The organism is Pseudomonas sp. NEEL19, from assembly GCF_028751975.1.
Classification (GTDB): Bacteria; Pseudomonadota; Gammaproteobacteria; order Pseudomonadales; family Pseudomonadaceae; genus Aquipseudomonas; species Aquipseudomonas juntendi.
On the sequence record NZ_CP081491.1, the window covers coordinates 5,298,144 to 5,320,539 of the forward strand.

At 55.2% G+C, this 22,396-nt stretch carries 19 protein-coding genes and 1 pseudogene; 2 read left to right on the top strand and 18 right to left on the bottom strand.

What is annotated here, in order from left to right; genetic code table 11:
* Positions 1–9 precede the first annotated feature (9 nt).
* Positions 10–1,194 carry a C17 cyclopropane fatty acid synthase CfaB gene (gene cfaB, locus K4A76_RS23565; protein ID WP_212623206.1) on the bottom strand — a complete coding sequence of 395 codons (1,185 nt, stop codon included), beginning with the start codon at positions 1,192–1,194 and terminating at the stop codon, positions 10–12.
* A 207-nt stretch (positions 1,195–1,401) separates the two neighbouring features.
* Here cfaB and lpdA point away from each other — a divergent pair, with 207 nt between their 5' ends.
* Positions 1,402–2,802, top strand: coding sequence for a dihydrolipoyl dehydrogenase (gene lpdA, locus K4A76_RS23570; protein WP_274411267.1), 1,401 nt, complete (start codon positions 1,402–1,404; stop codon positions 2,800–2,802).
* Between the two features lie 176 nt (positions 2,803–2,978).
* On the opposite strand, the gene K4A76_RS23575 is transcribed toward lpdA, so the two are convergent.
* From K4A76_RS23575 to K4A76_RS23655, 17 genes and pseudogenes are all read right to left on the bottom strand, one after another.
* Positions 2,979–4,169 carry a multidrug effflux MFS transporter gene (locus K4A76_RS23575; protein WP_274411268.1) on the bottom strand — a complete coding sequence of 397 codons (1,191 nt, stop codon included), beginning with the start codon at positions 4,167–4,169 and terminating at the stop codon, positions 2,979–2,981.
* Between the two features lie 520 nt (positions 4,170–4,689).
* Positions 4,690–5,628, bottom strand: a complete 939-nt coding sequence (locus K4A76_RS23580; RefSeq protein ID WP_274411269.1) for a LysR family transcriptional regulator — start codon at positions 5,626–5,628, stop codon at positions 4,690–4,692.
* 521 nt (positions 5,629–6,149) lie between these two features.
* Positions 6,150–7,541: a nucleotide-binding domain-containing protein gene (locus K4A76_RS23585; RefSeq protein WP_274411270.1), complete on the bottom strand. Its 1,392-nt coding sequence runs from the start codon at positions 7,539–7,541 to the stop codon at positions 6,150–6,152.
* On the bottom strand, positions 7,538–8,086 hold the full coding sequence (locus K4A76_RS23590; protein ID WP_274411271.1) for a Pycsar system effector family protein: 549 nt from the start codon (positions 8,084–8,086) through the stop codon (positions 7,538–7,540). Before K4A76_RS23590 ends, K4A76_RS23585 begins: the two co-directional genes overlap by 4 nt.
* A gap of 314 nt (positions 8,087–8,400) precedes the next feature.
* Complete coding sequence (locus K4A76_RS23595; RefSeq protein ID WP_274411272.1) at positions 8,401–9,396, bottom strand: formylglycine-generating enzyme family protein; 996 nt, start codon at positions 9,394–9,396, stop codon at positions 8,401–8,403.
* Positions 9,393–11,033: an arylsulfatase gene (locus tag K4A76_RS23600; RefSeq protein WP_274412322.1), complete on the bottom strand. Its 1,641-nt coding sequence runs from the start codon at positions 11,031–11,033 to the stop codon at positions 9,393–9,395. Before K4A76_RS23600 ends, K4A76_RS23595 begins: the two co-directional genes overlap by 4 nt.
* A 16-nt stretch (positions 11,034–11,049) precedes the next feature.
* Entirely contained in the window at positions 11,050–11,838 is a 789-nt protein-coding gene (locus K4A76_RS23605; protein WP_274411273.1) for a cyclase family protein, read from the bottom strand.
* Between the two features lie 3 nt (positions 11,839–11,841).
* Positions 11,842–12,825, bottom strand: a complete 984-nt coding sequence (locus K4A76_RS23610; protein ID WP_274411274.1) for an NAD-dependent epimerase/dehydratase family protein — start codon at positions 12,823–12,825, stop codon at positions 11,842–11,844.
* Positions 12,816–13,808, bottom strand: coding sequence for a fumarylacetoacetate hydrolase family protein (locus tag K4A76_RS23615; protein WP_274411275.1), 993 nt, complete (start codon positions 13,806–13,808; stop codon positions 12,816–12,818). The genes K4A76_RS23610 and K4A76_RS23615 overlap by 10 nt, the downstream gene beginning before the upstream one ends.
* Positions 13,805–14,205: pseudogene (locus K4A76_RS23620) on the bottom strand (cupin domain-containing protein). Before K4A76_RS23620 ends, K4A76_RS23615 begins: the two are co-directional and overlap by 4 nt.
* 20 nt (positions 14,206–14,225) lie before the next feature.
* The gene (locus K4A76_RS23625; protein WP_274411276.1) at positions 14,226–14,816 is read right to left on the bottom strand and encodes a malonic semialdehyde reductase; all 591 of its coding nucleotides are present in this window, start codon (positions 14,814–14,816) and stop codon (positions 14,226–14,228) included.
* 184 nt (positions 14,817–15,000) lie between these two features.
* Positions 15,001–16,407: an alginate export family protein gene (locus K4A76_RS23630; protein WP_274411277.1), complete on the bottom strand. Its 1,407-nt coding sequence runs from the start codon at positions 16,405–16,407 to the stop codon at positions 15,001–15,003.
* Between the two features lie 190 nt (positions 16,408–16,597).
* The gene (locus K4A76_RS23635) at positions 16,598–17,797 is read right to left on the bottom strand and encodes an MFS transporter (RefSeq protein WP_274411278.1); all 1,200 of its coding nucleotides are present in this window, start codon (positions 17,795–17,797) and stop codon (positions 16,598–16,600) included.
* Positions 17,798–17,959: 162 nt separating this feature from the next.
* Positions 17,960–18,433, bottom strand: a complete 474-nt coding sequence (locus K4A76_RS23640) for a hypothetical protein (RefSeq protein ID WP_274411279.1) — start codon at positions 18,431–18,433, stop codon at positions 17,960–17,962.
* Positions 18,434–18,567: 134 nt separating this feature from the next.
* A complete protein-coding gene (locus K4A76_RS23645) occupies positions 18,568–19,692 on the bottom strand; it encodes an FAD-dependent oxidoreductase (RefSeq protein WP_274411280.1) in 1,125 nt (374 codons plus the stop codon).
* A 142-nt stretch (positions 19,693–19,834) separates the two neighbouring features.
* Entirely contained in the window at positions 19,835–20,215 is a 381-nt protein-coding gene (locus K4A76_RS23650; RefSeq protein WP_274411281.1) for a Rieske (2Fe-2S) protein, read from the bottom strand.
* Positions 20,179–21,120 (bottom strand): VOC family protein, encoded by a 942-nt coding sequence (locus K4A76_RS23655; RefSeq protein ID WP_274411282.1) that lies wholly within the window; start codon positions 21,118–21,120, stop codon positions 20,179–20,181. Before K4A76_RS23655 ends, K4A76_RS23650 begins: the two co-directional genes overlap by 37 nt.
* Before the next feature lie 275 nt (positions 21,121–21,395).
* On the opposite strand from K4A76_RS23655, the gene K4A76_RS23660 reads away from it, so the two are divergent.
* On the top strand, positions 21,396–22,343 hold the full coding sequence (locus tag K4A76_RS23660) for a LysR family transcriptional regulator (protein ID WP_274411283.1): 948 nt from the start codon (positions 21,396–21,398) through the stop codon (positions 22,341–22,343).
* Positions 22,344–22,396 lie beyond the last annotated feature (53 nt).

The window sequence follows — 22,396 nt, forward strand, 5'->3', positions numbered from 1 at the left end:
AGGTAGGTGTCAGCGGTACAGATCCTCGCGTGTCCAGGGCAGGTCGTGATGCCCGTCGGCATAGGGCTTCACTGCCAGAATCTGGTGCAGGTTGATCCAGCCCTTCTGGAACGCATAGGCACACCCGGCCAGGTACAAACGCCAGATGCGCAGGGTTTTCTCGGGGACCAGTGCCGCCGCCTTGTGCAGCTGGTTCTCCAGATTCTCGCTCCAGTGGTGCAGGGTCTTGGCGTAGTGCAGGCGCAAGCTCTCCACGTCCACCACCTCCAGCCCTGCTTCGCAGATGCTGGCACTGATCATCGACAGGTGGGGCAGCTCACCATGTGGGAACACGTAGCGATCGATGAACTCGCCTGCACCTCGCCCCACCGGCCGACCATCGACATGCTTGGCGGTGATGCCGTGGTTCATCACCAGCCCCCCTTCCCTCACCGCACCGAACAGCTTCTGGCAATACAGCGCCAGGTTGGCATGGCCGACATGCTCGAACATGCCCACGCTGACAACCTTGTCGAAGCGGCCGTCTTGCGGCAGGTCGCGGTAATCGAGTATCTGTAAATCGACCTTGTCGCTCAGACCCTCTGCCTTGACCCGCTGGCGGCCAAGCTTCAACTGTTCTTTGCTGAGGGTGATGCCGAATACCTTGGCGCCATACTCACGGGCAGCGAAACGCGCCAGCCCTCCCCAGCCACAGCCCACATCGAGCAGATAGTCGCCCGCATCGAGCCGCAGCTTGCGGCACAGGTGCTCGAACTTGTCCTGCTGCGCCTGATCGAGGGTGTTGTCCGGCTCGCGAAAATAAGCGCACGAGTACACCATGTCCTGGTCCAGCCACAGCTGGTAAAACTCATTTGAAACGTCGTAGTGATAGGAAATGGCCTGGGCGTCGGTAGTCTTGTCATGCGCCAGGCGCTGGGGCGGCGTGTCGTCTTCGTCGGCAAGCAGTGCCTCACTCAGCTCATCGCAAACGCGTATGGCCTCACCGATATCGCCTTCCAGCTCCAACTTGCCTTCGACGAATGCCGTACCCAACTGGTCCATGCTCGGGTGGGTCAGCTGGCTGATCAACTGGGGTTCTCTGACCAGGATGGTGACCTGCGGGCTGGGCCCGAGATCGAAGTGGTTGCCGTCCCAGAGTTTCAGCCGCAGCGGCAGATGCAAGCTCTGCAGTGCCGGTGGAAGTTGCGCAAGCATGAACGACCCTCCTATCCGTAATTGGCCACGACGCCCGAAATTTCGAACGTCGTCGAATCAGAGTAGTTCATCCATGGGATGTTTCCTCCCGATCAGACCATGGTCTAGACCCTGCTGCGCTGGTATGCGCAGCAAATTGTATACAATTCTAAAGGCTCAGCCTAACCTAATGCCCCTGTCGCGTTTCTACATCCCTGGAGTTGAACCATGAAAACCTATGACGTGGTGATCATCGGCGGTGGCCCTGGCGGCTACAACGCAGCCATTCGCGCTGGCCAACTTGGGCTCAGTGTCGCCTGCGTGGAGGGCCGCTCGACCTTGGGCGGCACTTGCCTGAACGTCGGCTGCATGCCGTCCAAGGCACTGCTGCATGCTTCCGAACTCTACGAAGCCGCCAGCGGTGAGGCGTTCGCCCACCTCGGCATCGAAGTCAAACCCACCCTGAACCTCGCCCAGATGATGAAGCAGAAGGACGAGAGCGTGGCCGGCCTGACCAAAGGCATCGAGTACCTGTTCCGCAAGAACAAGGTCGACTGGGTCAAGGGCTGGGGGCGCCTGGATGGCGCCGGCAAAGTGGTCGTGAAGGCGCAGGACGGCAGCGAAACCACGCTGCAGGCCAAAGACATCGTCATCGCCACCGGTTCCGAGCCGACGCCGCTGCCAGGCGTGACCATCGACAACCAGCGCATCATCGACTCGACCGGCGCGCTGTCGTTGCCGCAGGTGCCCAAGCACCTGGTCGTCATCGGTGCCGGGGTGATCGGCCTCGAATTGGGGTCGGTGTGGCGCCGGCTGGGTAGTCAGGTCACGGTCATCGAATACCTCGATCGCATCTGCCCTGGCACCGATAGCGAAACCGCCAAGACCCTGCAGAAGGCATTGGCCAAGCAAGGTATGGCGTTCAAGCTGGGCAGCAAAGTGACCCAGGCGACCGCCAGCGCCGACGGCGTGGCCTTGACCTTGGAGCCTGCAGCGGGTGGCGCGGCAGAAACACTGCAAGCCGATTATGTATTGGTGGCGATCGGTCGCCGCCCCTATACCAAAGGCCTGAACCTGGAAAGCGCAGGCCTGGAAACCGACAAGCGCGGCATGCTCAGCAACGAACACCACCGCACTTCAGTGCCCGGGCTGTGGGTAATCGGCGACGTCACTTCCGGGCCGATGCTGGCGCACAAGGCCGAAGACGAAGCGGTGGCCTGTATCGAGCGCATCGCCGGCAAACCGCATGAGGTCAACTACAACCTCATCCCTGGCGTGATCTATACCCGGCCGGAGCTGGCCAGCGTGGGCAAGACCGAAGAGCAGCTGCAGGCCGAAGGGCGTGAATACAAAGTGGGCAAATTCCCCTTCACGGCCAACAGCCGCGCCAAGATCAACCACGAGACCGAAGGCTTCGCCAAGGTGCTTGCCGATGCCAAAACCGATGAAGTGCTGGGTGTGCACCTGGTGGGCCCGAGCGTCAGCGAAATGATCGGTGAATTCTGCGTGGCCATGGAGTTCTCGGCCTCGGCCGAAGATATCGCCCTCACCTGCCACCCCCACCCCACCCGCTCCGAGGCGTTGCGCCAGGCAGCGATGAATGTGGATGGCATGGCCATGCAGGTTTGAGTCGACTTCGCCGAGGGTAACAGCGAGCGGGAGCTTGCGTCCGCTGCTTCCCCCTTCGGCGCAGGCAAGCGTTTGGTGCGTTGCAGTTACTCGATCCTGCTGGTTGATGAATACTGCTCAGCGCTGCCTTGCAGACCCCGGCAACAGATACGCTGCACCGCCGGGGTCGGCAGGCTTCAGGCCACCGAGGCTTGACGCGGCACGCGCACGCTCAGCATGCCCGACAACGAGATCAACCAAAGCACCAGAAACACGCAGGCAATTGCCAGGTTCGAGGTCAGCGGCAAAGCGCTGACCAGCGCCGAGGCCAATGACCCGAATACCAGCATCAGGCAGCCTTGCAGGCTGGCGGCAACACCGGCGCGGTCGGGGAATAGCGACATCGAGTTGGCCATGGCGTTGGAGAAGATGAAGCCCTGACCGAACGCGACCAACATGATGCCACCCAAGATCGAGACCAGGTGAAGGTCCTTTGCCTGCGTGGCGATGGTCACCACGCCGAGCAGAAACACCGCCATTCCTGCCCACATCAGCAGCCGTGGCTTGACCTGCCGGATCAGCGCACGGTTGACCAGAGTGCCGACCAGGTAGCAGCTACCCACAGCCAGCGCGGTGGTGCCGAAGTATTGCGCGCTGTGCCCCAGGCGTTCCTGGACGATGTGTGGGCCGAACACGTTCCATAGCAGAAACCCCGAGAAGCTCGAGCCGAGCACAACCACCGAGGCCCGAAAGCGGCTGTCCGCCAGGATCGGGCGGTAGCCGGCACAGGTGTGCAAGGCGCTGCGTCTGTTCATTGCGGGCAACGACTCCTTGAGCCCTGCCAGCACGAAGGCCAACACGATGACGGCGTATACGGCGTACAGGACGAAGTTGTAGCGCCAGCCAAGGTGCACTTCGATCACCCCGCCAATGTACGGCGCGATCACCGGCCCCAGGCCGAAGGCCAGGCTCAGGTAGATGATCGCTACGTAGAAACGCGGCCCTTTGACGATGTCCACCAGCAGCGCACGGGCAACTACCTGACAGGCGCCGATGGCGAAGCCTTGCAGGGCGCGGGCGAGCAGGAGCATCTCGATGGACGTGGCCACGGTTGCCAGCACGCTGCCCGCGAGGAACACCAGCAGCCCCAATTGCACCGCCGGCCGCCGCCCACGGGCATCGGCCATGATGCCGAAGAACAACTGCCCCAGTGCATAGAACAGGAGGGTGATGGTGATGGTGTTCTGCATCAGCGCCGGGCTGGCTGACAGTTCACGGCCAATGGAGGGGATACTCGGCGCGTACAGGTCGATGGCGATACCGCCCACGCTGTTGATCAGCGGCGCCAGGAAGACAATGAAATTCTCGTAACGCTTGGTCGCGTTCATGCTTACCTCCGGCGCACCGGGCAGCGGATGCCCGGCGCGCGTCGTGGTCAGGCCGAGGCCTGGCGGTTGAAAGTGGGCAGGGCCTTGTTTGTGGTAGGAACCCCGATTGACCTGCGGATCCTTGACCCGGGCTTGATCGGCGCTGCTGGCGCTACGAAACGAAGCGAAGGCTCGGGGGGTGGCGTCGTAGTGCCTGAGGTAGTAGGTACGCGCCGCTTCCTGGAGACAACGAGCCGTGCCGGCCTTTGTAGAAATTGCGCACGATGTGCATGGGGCTGATCGAATCGCTTACACGCATGTAGCGATCGACCGCAATGGCACACTGGAAGCCGTAGCACGGCGTCGGTTGTTGGAAAAAGGGAAATACCACAGGTGGGCGTACGCCAGCATGACTCATTCCTCCGTGAAACCGTGGAACTCAGGTAGGTCTTGCGCTACCCGATGACCACACGATAAGAGAAATGAGCGGCTGGCTGGTTTTAAGAAATCTAAAAGCGTGGTGAAAATTTAAAAGCCTGTTTCATGGTGCCGTCAACAACACCTCGGCCACCTGTTCGATCAACTTGCGCAGGCTGGCTATATCTTTGCTGTCCCGACGGTCGCGCGCCCAGATCATGTCCAAGGTGAACGTTGGGAAACCCAGCGGCGGCTGACAGACTTTCACTGATGACGGAATGCGCAGGTGCGGCAACAGGCGCGCCGGTAGTGCGAGCGTGGCCGGTACCGCGGCTACGATGTTCACGCACGCTTGGTAACCATTGGCGCGCACCAGTACATCGCGCGAACGGCCGACTTTATCCAGCCAGCTGTCGACCATGTTCTTTTCCGAAATCCACGGTGTGGGGAATACGTGGGGCGAGGCGCAGAATTCATCCAGGCTCATGGCCGCGTCGTTGGCCAACCCGTTTTGACTGGTCAGGCAGACAAAGTCGTCGTTGACCACCGCTTGCCATTGCAACTCCGGGTGCATCTGGTGATAGCCCGGACCGAAGCCGATCGCGATGTCGATTTCCCCTGACATCAGCTGATCCACAGGCAGGTCGCGGCTCAGGCGGTCGAGGTGCAGCGACGTATTGGCATGCGTGTGCGACAGCATCGCCAGGGTTTGCGGCAGGAACGACAACTCGAAATACTCCGGCGCGCAGAGCCGCCAGATCTTACGCACGGCTTGGGCAGATGCTTGATATTCGTCTTCCGCGCAGCGGTTGACCGACTCGACCACCACGCGCAAATAAGGCGCGATCTTCTCGGCCTTGCTGGTCGGTTGCAGTACCCCTTGGGATGAAGAGAACAACGTGTCGTCAAAGCAGCCGCGCAGCCGCTTCAAACAATAACTGACCGTCGGCTGGCTTACGCTCATCAGCTCGGCGGTGCGTTTTGCACTGCGCAACTCCAGCAAGTTGAGAAATACCACGATGTCCTGCAGATCCAACTGTTTGAGGTAGTTGCTGTGGAGCATGGAAATTCCTTCTGAGCCTGCCCAGGCCGCACAGCTGGCCACAGCCAACCAAGAGCACTGGTGCCAGGATATGTAGGAGTACGACCGCAGGGAGCGGCTCCATGAGATCCTGGCCACTACCCTGGTGCTGGCGTGACTGCCACCCCTCTGTGGGGAACTTGGCTGGGGCGCTGCTGCGCCCCGCGGCAGTGCCAGTGGTGCAAGTGAGCGGAGCCTGGATCACGAGGAGGCCGCGATCATGCATGACCGCTTTTAATGTCGCGGTACCACTTTTATCGCCGGAAGCCAGTGAATTGAGAGAATTAAAACTGTCGCAACCGACCCAGAGGATACGCGGCCTTCAGCCTCCTTTGAACAAAGCACAAAACTGTCGCAAGGGAGCAAAACGTCGATCCGGCCTGATTGCTTAGAGAATTAAAACTGTCTCCGCCAGAAATGACGCAGCTTGCAAGCGAGTTCCAACGCCACAACGGCTAGTCAATCGCCCTAGCATTGCTGCGAGGTCACGCACGCGCTTCTTGCTATTGGATGTAAATCCCAATGAAATCCCTGAAAATCGTCTCCTGTGACGCATCCAGAACCTTGACTTCCATCGTGTGGAGGCCTCGATAACGGGTTCCTTCACTAGCACTGACGGTACGTCCGGCAAAGAAGGCTTGGTACCAAGGCTTCTGCTCGACGATGATCTCCTCACTGAGTACAGGAAACTCGCCTTCCGACTTGTCTTGCTTAGCCTCTGAGCCATGGTTCCGCTTTGTAAATACTACCTTCAGCGGAAAGGCCGCGCTCCCGAATACACGCTTGTCGATTGTTACTCGGAAGTCTAAACCCTGCTCTTTTTGCAGTACACGAGAAACCGATGGGTAATGATGACTGGCGTTATCCCCCTTCGTATAGCACTTGAACTCTATTCCATCGTAACTAACGACCTTCGATCCCGGAAATTTCCCTTTAAATTCGGCCGGGAACGGAAGCAAATCTCGATAAATATCAGCCTTGAGCTCACGAACTCTGTATTTATGCTGCACCCCATCTCGATCCGAATAAGTTTTATTCAGTGTATCAATTTCTTTCCACTCACCATTTTCGAGAATACGCTTCTTCTGAACAAATGCATCAGGAAAATCCATCACCCCTATGATATTGGAGCCCATCATAACTGCATTCTTTTTTGCCATACTTTGCAACTTCGCCGCGACATCAACATAGAAAGATGTGGCAGTGACTTCGAACACACTAGAAAAGCCGTAAGAGCTCCAGAGCACTTGTTGATCACTTCCGTAATCGAGCCCTACACGAAAGCCGATGTCTCGCGCATCGAATCCCTCTTCCCCGAGAACTGGAATGATAGTGCGCTCCATCGTAGCCTGGAGGACCGATGTGCAATTGATTGCGTTCACTACACTATCATCACGTTGAACGCTTTTACTGCCGAAAAAGGCGAGTAAGGCATCTCCCATGAAGCGGTGGACGTGTCCATCCATCGCGCGCACCGTTTCTGATGCCACGCGCAGAATCAGGTTCTTAATCCAGTAAACATCATCTAGTTCGTATAAAAAGGATAACCGAGTAGAATTTTTTATGTCAAGAAACAATGAACAAACGTGATGACGGTCCGTAATTGAGGTGCCGGCCAGATGTCTAAAATCAGGGTGTGCGCCAATTGCGGATGTGTTCACAGCTAGCTTACCAAAAGCAGGACGAACCTGCTCTTGGATCGAATACTCGGTGTCCACGCCCCCTAATGGAAAGCGCTCTGAGCGAGATGTGTTGTCGAGCATCGCATCAGCCGCATAACCCTCGAAACTCTCGTTGGCCTGGTAAGACTCAAGCGCAGCTTTCGTGATATTGCGTTTTGATCTGGCATCCTTCACCAAGCTTCGGAATGCTTCCTTGCCGATACCTTCCATCATTTTACCACCCCCAAGGCAGCATCCAGTAATCCCATAAGTAGCAATAATGCCACCGGGAGGAAATTTGACCAAATCAATACTAGCATCAAGGACTTAATTGCCTGGAATTTACCCGACAAAATTTTCGACACCGTAAATATTTGCTGGGATAAATCCTTGACCAGTTCTTCTGCATTTAATGCACTGACTTTTCCATGGTATCCACCACTTCCACCTTTGGTAGCTGAAATGTCCCCATAGAAAATTAGAGAGTCATCTATCTGGCGTTCCATGCTGCTATTTGTAACTGGAAAAAGTATTTTTGCAGCCAACAATAGCGAGATACAGGAAGAAATAATGATGACAAATAGCAAAGCAACGACGCACATGCTGATCCAGCCGTGGGTAACCAAGCCAGTGATCTTTCCTACATTCAACGACAGCCAGCCCAAAACTGCCGCGCAGTAAGAGATTATGATGGCGACCTTCTGATTCGTGGACACCAGGTAGGTGTCAATTCTTTTGAGCACTTCGAACAGGTTCTTGATTCGGTCTTCGGTTTGCATCTACTCATCCTAGAGGTATACGCCAATAACACCTGCCGACTCGCGGCCAGAGACAACATCATTGCGCCATTATCCGCCGCATGCAATGGTAAATTTTATTTACAAACCAAGCACGTAAAATCCTAGTAATTCTGCGCGCCTACCAATAATTATCCCCATGAGCAAGACAATTTAATTTTTCGCTTAACCCAAAAAAAACCTCCAAGCCTAAGTATCGGCCTGGAGGGTTATAAGGAGCGCCAAACTATCCATTTGTAGGGGTTGATTGCCCGGGACACACAAGTTCAAATCCTAATGCCATTGAGGTTCGGCCGTTAGGGGCTCTCGCCATCGGTTACTCGATGAATGGTCCGGAAACCCACGTGGGAGGTAGGCATATCAACCTCTTGTCGCTCGCGTGCAGAGGTTCGAAAACGCGCACAATAGGACGCCGCACATAGCCATGAACCACCTTTGATCACTTGGAAACGAGTGCGGACAGGTGTTCCACGAGTGAGGCCAGGATCGCCGTTGGCGTGACTGAAGATCGGCCCCTGTTGACTATCGGCAGTCCATTCCCAGACATTGCCGATCATGTCGAATAGGCCATAGCCATTAGCTTTGAAGCATCCCGTTGGAGCGACGCCTTTGAATCCATCTTCTCCAGCGTCTTGAACGGGAAACACGCCTTGCCAGTAATTAGCTGTTGGCTTCCCTTCTCTATCCACCGGCTCTTCGCCTAGACGCTGTGAAGGTTCACCTGCGCGTGCGGCATATTCCCACTCTGCTTCTGTTGGCAGTTCATTGCCGCGCCACTCAGCGTACGCACGTGCGTCGGCAAGTGTGACTTGAGTTACTGGCATCGCATCAATCTCGGCGGGCGCGCCCTCCGGCCCGTCAGGATGACGCCAGTTGGCGCCTTTTACGAAGTGCCACCAAGGCAGTGCCGAGCCATCAGGTGCGTTCTCAAGCGGAGCCTTGAATACGGCCCCCCCACCGCTGCGCTCAGCTTCAGTGACATAGCCGGTGGCTTCCACGAAAGCAGCAAATTGCGCTCTCGTCACCTCGGTTCGATCAATCCAGAAGTCGCCAACGATCACCGGTGTAAACGGTCGCTCATCGGAGTACCCACCTTCGGTACCCGGAGTGAAGCGACCACCAGTGATTCTTACCATCCCAGCGAGCGGTTCGTTTTTCCAGTTGGCAGGCATTCCACTATAGGCCTGGCATCCTGTGACACTGCCAAGCACAGGGATATCTCGACCCCATGCAAGGTAGGCGCATGCCATCACTACGACCAGCCCCGCTGAACCGATCAGTGCTTTTTTCATGGCGCTTTAGCCGTCTGTGCTGGAGGGGCCACCACACCTACTTTCCGCGCGTAATCTGCCCAAGCTTGCTTCAGGCGCTCCAAGACTTCTGGCTTTTCCGCAGACAGGTCATTCTGCTCGCCGCGGTCATTTGCGATATCGAACAGTTGCCAACGCGGCGGAGCTGGGTCAGCTGGATTGCGGGAAGGCAGTAATGCTAGTGCCTTCATATCACCTTCGCGGTAGTAGCGATTCCCAAACATTTCGCCACCTCTAGCAGGAGCCTGCGTCTGTTTACCTTCGAGCATCGGCAACATTGATTGCCCTGTAATCGGATGCTTAGGCTCACTCTTCCAGGTGCTTCCTGGGTCCGGAAGACCAGCGACGGCGAGGAAGGTCGGAGCCAAGTCGTCCACTCGCGCAACGCTACGCTCCAACCCCTGACGGCGTAATCCTTCCGGGAGTTGCACGATAGCAGGCACGCTAATGCCGCCCTCGGCGGTCGTGCCTTTGAAGAGACGCAGAGGGGCCGCACTGACTTCAGCCCATCGCACACCATAGTCGACCTGCGAACCGCGCCGGCCAATGTTTTCCAGGCTGTTGTTAGTGTGAGGCCCTGCAGGATAGAACTGCTCGTGAGGCTCTGCGGCTGGGCCGTTATCGGACATGAAGACGACCAAGGTGTTTTCGAGTTCGCCAGACTTACGAAGGTAGTCGAGAAGACGCCCAACGTTGTGGTCCAGGTTGCTTACCATGGCCGCATAGACTTCCATTTTCCGGGCCTGAATTTTACGCTGTTGTGGATCAAGCTGTTCCCAGGTTGGGGCTTTGGGATTAGCTGGAAGCGTCGCTGCGGGCTTAAAGTCAGCTGCCAAGAGCCCCTTATCTTTCATACGTTGGATGCGAGCTAAGCGCACGGCGTCATAGCCAGCATCGTAGCGACCGCTGTATTTATCGATCCAGGCGTCAGGTACCTGCAACGGCCAGTGTGGTGATGTGTAGGCCGCGTACGCGAAGAATGGCTTCCCGCTGTCCTTGCCAGCTTGAAGATAGGAGATGAGCTTATCCGTGTAGAAGTCTGAGTCGTAATAGTCGTCCGGCACATCAGCGGGTTTTCCATCCTCGCGGAACGTAATTTGTTCAAGCTTGGTCGGTGATTCAGTCGCTGGCTTGAAATGCACTCCACCGCCTTCAAGCATGGTGAACGAGTGCTCAAAGCCACGGCGGTTCGGTCCCTGCTCCGGAGCCATGCCCAGATGCCACTTGCCGACCATGCTGGTGCGATAGCCACCATCGCGCAACAACTCAGCGATGGAATAGGACTGTGAGTTGAGGTAACCCTCATAGCCCGGCTTACCGCGTTGCCAAGGCAGCAGAGCCTCAGCCATGGTGCCTAAGCCAGCTTGGTGATTGTCAGTGCCCGACATCAACATCGATCGCGTTGGTGAGCAGGTCGGAGCTGCATACATGCTGGTCAGTAGCAAGCCATTGGCAGCGAGACGATCCAGGTTCGGTGTTTCGATCTCGCCGCCGAAAGCGCCCAGGTCAGAATAACCAAGATCGTCGGCGAGGATCATAAGGATGTTGGGTCGTTCGGCAGCACCAGCGATCAGCGGCATCGCCAGAACCAGTGCACTCAGCAGATGGGGAAGACGCATAAACATGGCTCCGTTCTTATTCTTCGAATATCGCTACAGCACGGACAAAACCGGCCGATGCGTGCTTGATTTTGTAAGGGAAGCATGAGACCTCAAAGCCGCTCCCCGGCAGGCTCTCTAGGTTGGATAGCTTTTCCATTTGTCCGTATCCAATATCTCGTCCGGCCTTGTGTCCCTCCCAAATCAATGAGGCATCACCGGTATCGGCGAACCGTTGTCGGGTGTACTTGAAAGGCGCATCCCAGCTCCAAGCATCGGTACCGACTACACGTACGCCGCGCTCCAGCAAGTAGAGGGTGGCTTCACGACCCATACCAACACCAGCCTCCAAGTAGCCAGGCTGACCGAACAAGCTACCGGCACGAGTGTTGACCAGAACAATGTCCAGCGGACTCAAGATGTGGCCAATACGTGACAGCTCTGCTTCCACTTCGCTAGCCGTCACCACATGTCCATCAGGGAAATGACGGAAATCCAGCTTAACGCCTGGTTGCAAGCACCATTCCAATGGAAGCTCGTCAATGCCGAAAGCGGGCTTGCCTCCGTCAGTGGTTGAAGCGTAGTGCCATGGTGCATCCATATGAGTGCCGCTGTGCGTGGTGATACTCAAGCGCTCGGCAGCCCAAGACTCATCACCCGGCAACTGATCTTTGCGCAAACCTGGGAACATCGCCGCCATCTCTGGCCAGCCTTGTTGATGATCGGAGTACTCAATCTTAGGTAACAGCGGCGGTGGATCCGTGTATGGATTGTTGTCCAAAGTCACGGACAGATCGACGAGGCGACGTTTCTTATTAATACCCATGGTCTAGATCCCTACGATGGTGGTTGCACTCCGTAGAGCGCAGCGTGAGTTCGAAAGATTGAGAGCGTTACGAATCAGGGCGCGAGCCGAGCCATCGTGATGGAAACCCTGTGCTTTGGCTTGAGGTGCGCGTAGGGGTGGATAACGCCCGAAAAGCCTCTCCAGTTCGGGCTCCGGTGCATACTCGATGAGTCCCCGACGGTGCCCGCCGAAGGAGGCTGATAACGAATCAACTATCTGTTTGATCGAGAGATGGAGCACGGGTAGCTGGCACACCCTCAAAGAGAGCGCACTGAGCTCGGCGGCGTGGACAAGGTTGTCGACGCAGCAACGCGCTGACATCCACCAAGCCGTTGCCTCGGCGGAAACCGGACAAACATAAGGCTCCCCATCGGCAAAGGCGTGCATTAGATTGCTCATAAACGCCGATTTCAGGCCATTGCCCCCCCTCGGCCGGGCCACGATCCCTGGTAGGCGAAGAGCGATTCCGTCGATATCTCCTCGCCGTGTCAGATCAACGAGCAAGGTTTCTACCATCAGCTTGTGGCTCGCATAGGACAGGAGTGGCGATGCTTCGGTACCTTCGTCAACTCGTGCCCGAAGTTCACTACCATAGACAGCGACGCTGCTGGCATAGACGACCCGGGGAGGCCTTGCTCCATTTCGCAACTGCTGTAACAGCTCCAAACTTGCCCCTAAATTGACTTCGTAGCCCAGATCATAGTCGGCTTCCGCTGTAGAGCCGGGAATGCTAACAAGGTGAAAAACAATGTCGATGCCATCTGCCAGCGCACGGCGCAGCAATGACGCATCCGTGACGCTGCCGATATACGGACGTATTCGCTTGTTCTCAGGAAATCCGATAAGTTGCTGATCCAGGAGCAGAAGTGCATCAATTGGTTGGCCCCGCAGCATACCGACCGCCAACAAGCGCATGGCCAGGCTTCTCCCGATGAAGCCGTTGGCTCCCGTGATCATCACCCGCATGAGGAACGCTCTTGTGATACTCGTTGCTCAATGGCACCGAATAATGGTGATCCATCGGCACAGCATGCCTCCATCCGGATGTGATCGCCAAAGTGCATGAAGCGGGTCTGCGGAGTACCGTGAGCAATCATCTCGATCGCACGCCGCTCTGAGATGCATGCCGAGCCGACACTCCGATCATGGTTGGAGACAGTGCCGGATCCGATCAAAGTGCCCGCACTCAAGCGTCGAGTGAGAGCCGCATGAGCAATTAGTTCGTGGAATCCAAAATGCATGGCGCCACCGTGCGGATGGCCGAACCACTCGCCGTTCCATTGTACATTCAGTGGCAAGTGAACCCGTGCGCCACACCATGCATCGCCTAGCTCGTCCGGCGTAACTGCCACGGGGGCGAAGCTTGAAGACGACTTAGCCTGTACAAAGCCAAAACCAGTGCGCATTTCACGCGGAGCCAGTGCACGCAAGCTGATATCGTTGACCTGCAGCAGTAAGCGGATATGCTTTTTCGCCTGCTCCGCAGTGCATCCCATCGGCACTTCATCAACCAAAACTGCAAACTCGCCTTCGAAATCAATGCCGTGGGCTTCTGTTGGCAGGCGAATATCGTCGCAAGGGCCAATAAAGTCATCCCCGGCGCCTTGGTACATCAAAGGTGTTTCCTCAACTCCTTCGATGGGGTCGAGATTGAAGGCTCGCTGCATCAACTCGCTATGACTCAGGAATGAAGAACCGTCTAACCATTGCCACGCGCGCGGAAGCGGAGCCATCACCTCGGTAGGAGCAAAAGAAATGGATTCCTTCAATATGCGTTTGTTGAGGGCGTCGTAACGACTTTGTAAATCCGCCTCAACCTTCTCCCAATTATCGATAGCTGCCTGCAAGGTTGGCGCAAGGTCGACGACTTCGACAGCCTGTTTGAGATCGCGGGAAACCAGTAACAGGCGGCCGTCGCGGCTACCATCGGCAAACGTTGCGAATTTCATTGCAGAACCTCCAACAGTTCAGATGCGTATCGGCCATCGAGCAGGATGAAGACCATCCTTGCCATCTCCTTTGTACGGTTGCTCCAGGCATGGTTTGTACCTCGATGCACGACAATATCTCCGCGGCTAAGACGGATCTCTTCATCGTCTAGTACGACCCATACCTCGCCTTCCGTAACGATGCCGTAGTCGTGTGTTTCTGTGCGATGCATCAACTTATGTTCGGAGTTAGGTTTGCCGGTACCGGCGTGAACAGCGCCGATTTCAGCAGAAGCCTCGTTCCCGGCACAGACTTGAGCGCGAAGACCTGTGGCGTGGTTCCGACAAAAGCAGCGAACGCCTGACCCACTTCCGAATGGCCAGTCACTACTCCTTTGAAAGGCGGAAGGGATTGCATAAAGCCTCCATACAAGCCAATTAGATAATCCGGCAAGCCTGTTCGAAAGACAGCCTTGGGCCTACAGGCCGGAGACTACTGTCATCGCCGTAGCCCAAGCAGCAGAGGAAATTGCTCCGCCAGCGACCATCAGGGAAAAAGGCATCGTCGACCTTTGTGTTATCGAATCCAGACATTGGGCCGCAGTCCAGACCCAAGGCTCGCGCCGCCAGCATCAAGTAAGCACCCTGCAAGCTACTGTTACGAAGCGCAGCAGGTGCTACCAACGAGGGATTTTCTCGATAGAGAGCAGCCGCGTCGTATACGGGAAAAAGCTCGCCCAGATAGTCGTGAAAGCGGCTGTCCCAAGCGATAATCGCAGTTACCGGGGCCTGCAGCATCTTTGGGCCGTTATGTCCTTTGAGGGATGGCAATAGTGCTTGCTTGGCCTCAGCGCTTCGAACGAAGACCAATCGCGCTGGGCTGCAGTTGTTGCTGGTTGGGCCCTGACGTAGAAGCTCGTAAAGCTTATGCAATAGTGCATCTGGCACCTGCCGGTCTAGCCAACTATTGTGCGAACGGGCTTTTAGGAATAGTTGGTCCAGTGCATCCGTATTTAGTTCATGGGCCATATGGAATCTCGCTGAATGTTAAAATTTGATTCAGGTGAAGACATCGTACAGCAAACAGTAGAGCAGTGCTTTGCGCAGCATCACCACACCTTCCTGACAAGGTCTTCGGGCCGTAATGCGCAGATATTGTCACGAGCATGATTGATTAAAACAGTGCATGCGATGACTCGTATTGATCGCCCATTCAAAATCTAAAGGTGGTACGAAGCGCAGCGTATGAAACATCGTCGGCGCCAATATCGCGCATCGCGCGACTCACATCGAAATACTGCACATCAAAGTCAAATGTTAGATTCTGGCTCGCTAACCAGCGGGTTCTGGCACGATAAGATGTACCGACGCGCCGTCCATCCATCTGAGTGCTTCCAGGCAATACTCCCATACCAGGAACGTATACACCATCTTCATCTGATTGCTTCCAAATCATGAATGCACCAGGAAGTACAATTAAGTTACGTACCGGCGAAAAGCGCAATTCAGGACCGACAAGCACAATGTTCGAAAGTTGTGTTACCACAGCGCCACCATAATAACCGTTCAAACCAAACATCGGGTCGAATGTACCAGCCTTGCCATCCCTGGGCTGCTTATCACCACTGGCAACCTCGGTCCTCAAAGACAATCGGACATATGGGCGAGTGTTGAGGCGGTAGCCAATATCTCCGCCTACCGCCCAAGCGCTGATATTTGCATCGCCAATATGACCTGTTTGTCTTGTGAATTCGTACGACCAATCGAATTTACCCGCCTCACCGAAGAACCTGGAGCCTACGGTGTAACGCTTTTCGTCACCTCGCTCAGCATCCCAGACACGTTCCTTCGTTCTCAACTCCATCACATACAGGTCAAGACCCCAGTGCTGGCTTGGCTTAAGGGTTGCGTATGCACCAGAAAAACGCACCTTCGAATTAGGTTTGTCATCGAAAGACTTCATGTCGTTCACAATCGGGCGTACGTTGAAGAGACTAATATCAAAACCGCTTTGGCTATAGCCGAGACGCGTCCCCTGAAAGGCAGTGCGGACGTTGGCCGAGTCACGAAAACTTACCAATGAGCCCCTACCAAACTCCATTTCCTGACGGCCATATCGAGCGTAAAATTTATTGCCGCTATCCGTGTAGTAATTCCAATCAGCAAATGCTTGCTGAAATTCAGTCCTATTTTGGTCTTTTACGCTAACAAGATCTTTACCCCAACTTTCAGTGTTCTGAAGCTGAGCGAACACCCTGAGGGAATCGTTCAAAAAATGCCCGTCTGCGTGCACCTGTAACCGTTGCAAAAAATAGGAGTCATTATCGACACCGCGCAAGCCGTAACCTGGATTTTTTACGGCTTCTGCTGAGTATCTAGCCTCAGCACCAAATTGAAACCAGTTATCATCATTGATTTCGACGTATCGATAAGGATCAAAATGATCGGTCCGTTTAGATGGGTCGGAAAGGAATCTATAGTCCTCTCCCCATCGTTCCAGTGGAGGTTGCGAAGGCCGCGTTTTTTCAAGGTCTGAGGCAAGGAATGAGGCTGCCGAGGAGCCAGTAGACGCCACGCAAGCTAAAATTACCCAAGCACATTTTTTATAATTAAAATTCATTACTGCGCGCTCATCGTTTGATTATTTTTATATTGACCCCAGTGTTACCTGGAATGCACCATCAAAACAGCAAAACTGCAATCCGTGCTACCCAGTTTCTACCCGGTCCGAAGGTGGCCTTGGGTACGTTCTCCAGATAGTTAAGGAGTACCTTGAGCCCTTAACTTTTCGTCAGATAGAGTCTGGCCAGTCAGACGGCTGTTCTCGGTGTCGGCTCTGCCAGGCTGCGGAAAATTCGGGGAAGTCCTAGGCAGAGGAGTGCGAGTATCAATTGGCCAATGGCGATGAACGTCAGTGCCAATGGAAGAGATGTGAGCTCGGCACCTTTGAGCGCCATGACCACAAGGGGACTTATAAATTCGCCGGCAAACAGTGCTGCGGTGAACCCGCCACTGGCGCGACCGCGCTGGGCAAAACTTACTCGGGTCATCACCCAGGTGATCAGGGTAGGCAACATGAGGCCGATCCCCAGACCGTTGACCAATACAGCTATGACCATCATAGAGTGATTGCTCGCCTGAGCCATCAGCAAGCCCCCAATACCGGCAGTGGCGAAGGCTGAGAGCAGCAAGTTCTGACGACGCAGTCTTCCCATCAGACGGAACATCAGTGCTCCAACCAGCACACCGAACTGATTGGCGCCCATGGTCATTCCTATTTGCTGCGGAGCGTCCACGTGCAAGAGATTGAGTAGGTAACCTGCCTGCACCGGCACAATGAACAGACTTATCCCAGCCAGAGTAGTTAAACCATACAGAGGGAGCAGCGCACCCCAAGGAAAATACTCAGGGACCTTTGCCTTTGGCAGGTCCACAACAGGTTTAGGCTCCCACAGCAACCAGGCCATAACCGGGAGCAGCATCAAACCTGCAGAATAGAGGACGAAGGGCACTCGCCAATCTGACTGACCCAAAGCACCACCGACGGCGATGAAGATTGCAGCGCATAGAGACGTTGCGACCATCTGAAGGGCGAACAGACGCTCACGTCGAGCTCCTTGGTAATAGTCAGCCATCAAAGCGGTGGAGCAGGTCATAATGCCCGCTTCGGCTAGACCCAGTCCGGCACGACTGGCAACGATCCCCGGCAGCGTCTCCAACCATAAAGGCAGAAGGCCACATATCGCATACAGCATCAAAGAACCAAGCAGCAGCGGCTTGCGACCCAGGCGATCAGCAATCATTCCCGCAAAAGGGCCTAGCAGAGCTATTACGAGTGCAGGAATGGTCAATGCAATCGGAGTCAGCACTTCCACCCCAGGGGTTCCATCGAAGTGCTCTTGCATGCGAGGTAGTACGGGGGCTATCAATACTGCCCCCAATACGGGCAGGCAACTACCGAACAAGAGAAGCAAGGACTGTGGCAGACCCGCCTGACGTTCAGCGCTCATGGCGCACCTCCTCCATAGGATTAACCCAGAAGATAGCGCCGAAGACGATCAGCCCGTCATAGAGTTCTTTGAGCAGCGAGGGCAATACTTTCATTTCGAGGTTCCCATTGTTTTTTTCGTAGCTTGGGATGTCAGCCGTAAACAGTTCGCGGCAACGTTATTTCAATGATTTAGTTGCACAGCCACGCTCATCGGTTTCGTAACGCACAAGAACGAGTAAAACAATGGCTGAAGGATTAGCTTCAAAGTTCGCCGCAATGAGCTTGCGAGTACAGGTTTGGCATGATCACCGCTGCGCTCACTGTGATGAGTAATGGGGCGCGGCTGGTATGCATCACCACGATGAAAATGGAGTTTGATAAGGTAATTGAGCTTCAGTGAAGCGGCTTGCGCCGAACTACGAGTGCAATGCTGAATGATACACTCAACGTGGGTGCTATTCGCTTCGACCGGCCGAACTTCAATCAGGGTGAAGCCTCGGGTCTTTTCAATATGACGAATCGAATCATCAATATCGAAGCGAGACAGATGGCCATGGCGGGGGCGCTCTACAAGTATCCCGGCCCCGCTCTTGCGAGCGGAAAGAAAACTGCCGCTGAACTGATCCCGAGATGTGGCGAGCTCTCGATTCAACATCGATGTAACCCTCATTATTATTCTTGTAGAGCATTTGGAAATTTTCACACGGCGGACATGGATATTCCGGCCGCGCAAAGCGCCGTTGTAGATCAGGCAGACAATCGGCTCGTGCTGCTGCGTTTAAACTACTTTCAGATTGGCCGCGCGGTGACCTCTAACATCTCTTTTACTAGCCCGATACGGTCAAAATCGCGATCACGTGCCATTTCCTTTTCTCCAGCGAGTAAGGACTTTTCACCGATGTATTTGCAGCGCTGGAATCTACGGTCCATAAACCGTTCGAGTTGTTCTTGGATGCTGCCACCCGCTGTGAGCTCCTCGCTGAGAACAAGTGCATCCTCAATCGCCATCCCCGCGCCCTGGCCCAGGTGTGGAGTGGTCGCATGTGCAGCATCACCAATGATCAGTACTCGACCGCAGTACCACGGCTCGTTTACAAACACAGCCTCAAGCGGCTTATAGACAACTTGCTCATTGTCGACGATCTGCTCACGCAGCTCGGCGATTGGTCCACCCATATTTATGAGCCGCTCGCGCATTTCCGCAGCCAAGCTCCTTTGAGGTATTCGTGGATTACCTGGCTCGTGCGAGGTAGTAAACATGTACATGAGATCATTCGACAGCGGCACCAAGCCCGCATTGCCACCAGGCCCTACGTAATTAGCTAAGTGGTCAATCTGAAACAGGCGTGGGAAGTTGTAACGCCATACTGACTGGCCGGTGAATCGAGGTTCGTATTTATCGCCGAACAACATGCCCCGCACTTTGGAGTACACGCCATCGGCTCCTACCACTAGGTCATAGCGAGCACGAGTACCATCGGTGAGCACTACATCGACGCCATCGGGGTCTTGGGTGAAAGATTCAACGCTCATGCCCAGACGGACATTCGTACCCAGCTCAAGCGTTGTGTCACTCAGTACCTTGTGAAGGGCACGACGTGAAATTCCCACGTTTGCTGGGTACTGAGGGCCCGCCAGCCGTTGACCTGGGATGCGAACCAGCTGTTGACCTTCTGTCGTGTAGATAACAACGTCTTCGAAGGCATAGGCTGCTTCCAGATAATCATCCAGCAAGCCTAAACGCGACATCTCACGCACAACGTTGCTCTGCTGGATGATACCCACGCCGTAGACGGTCCATTCCAGTTTCAGTTCGACCAAGTCGACCGCGATACCTTGACGGCGAAGAGCGATAGCAGCACACAGTCCACCGATGCCTCCTCCGACTACCAGAACCTTCTTAACTGCGTCCATGGGATTTCTCACGTTTGTTCTTGTGGTGTTAATCAGCCACCTGATAGGAGGCTCACTGGGTAGGAGCTATCTTCCGGCGTTCACCAGGCTCTGACTAATTGCATGTAAAGATCCAACGTATCGCGGATCGCGATACCTCAACTCATGCCAATGCAGCTTCGTCCACCATCATCCATCCGCCCCTTTCAATCCAGGGAACCGCCGTCAGACGCTCTCCTATGCATGGTCCGTATACACACAGGCCATTCTTCGGAAGGAACTGCGCACCATGCGCATAACATATGATTTTCGAGCCATCGGCAGACATGTATCGATCCTTGCGATACTGCAAAGGCACATCCAAATGGGGACAGCTGTTGCGGTAAAGCTGGACTTCGCCACCACTTCGCAGAGCAAAAAGTGTGTCCTTTCCGCTCTGGCTTGGATCAAGTCCCCGCGCACAGCCGTCAGCCAGCTCTTCCAATCGAAAGAGCGCGATCAACACGATCAGACGCCTTTCGGAGGTGGGCCGCCTGGCGCCCATTTTTCGCGAGAGGTAAACAGGAATAGCTGCGAGTTGTCAGCCGACATCGGCGCTTGACGGGCGACCCACTCGTTATCGTGGGTATCCATGTCAGCGTCGTATTCGATATGGCAACCGAGTGGGCTGTTGAAGTACCAAAACCAGTTGGAGCCAAACAGATGCCGTCCTGGCCCCCAAAAACTCGTCCAACCTTTCTGCTCGAAACGTCGACCAGCGAGAAGCACTTCAGTGCCACTGCCCATGTGGAAAGTGAAATGCTCGCAGCCCTTCATGTGCGGCGGGGTCTGAATCATGAACAGGCAATGATGATCGTCCATGGCACCAGTTCGCATGAACGGACCAACGCCTAAGAAGGTGTCTGTGGTTACAAACCCCAGGCGGTCACAATAAAACGCTTCTCCCTTAGCTACATCGGGCACAAAGTACACAACATGCGAAAGAGTGCGCGGAAGCGCAGGCATATTTGGGCTAATGCCAAGCTGGTTGACGGGGCGTTGCGGGGCGGTGCCTGGGGCATTTGTTAGATCCGCCTCGGCTTCGAATGGCCGGCGGCAGGTGACTTGGAAGCCCAATGCAAAACCCAAATCATCGACACTGTGAAGTACACCTTGTGCATCCCGTACAACGCTTCGGTCACGACCCAGTTCTTCGGTAATCGCGTCCAGATCTTTTGAGGACTCTACACCGTAGATGGTCTCACGCAACGATGGGGCTGGGCCCATGGCCGGGGGTAGTGCCGGATCGTCGTGACGACGAATGATAATGCCAGTGCCATCGAGAGCTTCGAAACGCCCCCCTTGCTCGTTTAGCTCTATCACGCCTAGGCCGTAATCGCGCAGGCAATCAGCGCAGGCCTGGATGTCATCGACGCCGAATACAAGGGCGTCAAGACCAATGATTTTCATGGCTACCACTCCGTTTAAATTGTTGTGCCAGCGATGGTTGACCATGCCGGTGGTGGAGATCGGGCAGCACGGACTGCCCTGACTGAGGTACACGATGGGGTACGGAGTGAGCTCAAACAAATCGCGAGTAGGGATGCGACCTATCGCCAAACGCGATACCTAATCAAACGTGCATTGCCGGGCGCTATAGGAGGGTTGCTGCGCCTCGACGGTTGACTAATCGATAGCTATCCGCAAAGGTATTTTGAAAATAAATACAACAAGTGGACCGTGCTATGCGCTTCAACCACCTCGATTTGAACCTTCTGGTTGCGCTGGACGTGCTACTGGAAGAGCAAAACATCACTCGAGCCGCTGAGCGGCTGCATATGACTCAGTCAGCGACGAGCGGTGTGCTGGGCCGCTTACGCACATTTTTTGAGGATGAGCTTCTAGTGCAGGTGGGCCGCAAGATGCAGCCGACTCCCTATGCACTTGAACTCGCAAAACCGGTACGAGAAGTTTTGCTGACCATTCGCTCTTCCATCACCACCAAGCAGGTCTTTGATCCGGCGTCGAGCAAGCGCAATTTCAAGCTCATGGCCTCCGACTATCTGATCACTGTACTGTTTTCACAGGTAATCCAGAAAATTCATGATCAAGCTCCCAATATAACCTTCGATATGATTGCCCCAAGCGATGCCGACCTGCTGGTCCGTGGTGAGATCGACCTGATGATCGTTCCGGAACGCTACATCATCGCTGGTCACCCGTCACAACTGCTGTTCGAAGAGGACTACGTCTGCGTGGTATGGCAGGGCAACACTCTAGTAGGTGATCATTTATCGCTTGAACAGTACATGGATTTGGGCCACATCTCCGTGGGGTTGGGACGGACCCGGCATCTCAGCATTGAAGATTGGTTCATGAACCAGTACGGCTTCAACCGTCGTCTCGAAGTGATCACTCATGACTTCAATACACTACCCCAATTGGTCATTGGCACCCAACGAGTGGCCACCATGCATCGTCGTCTTGCCCTTCTGTATGCCCAATATCTTCCGCTGCGAATACTGCCAGCACCAGTACATATTCCACCTCTCCGGGAGTTCATGCTCTGGCATCGCAGCATGGATGGCGATCCAATGCACCGTTGGTTGCGCGAACGCATTCAGGAATTCATAGCTAGAGTAGACGCCGCCAAACCTAGCATCGCAAAGCGCGATACCTTCCATCCCAAGTAACGATTGGCCAAATGGCTTCGTTCGTCCCTAAGGTGGCCTGCGCCATCACGCCC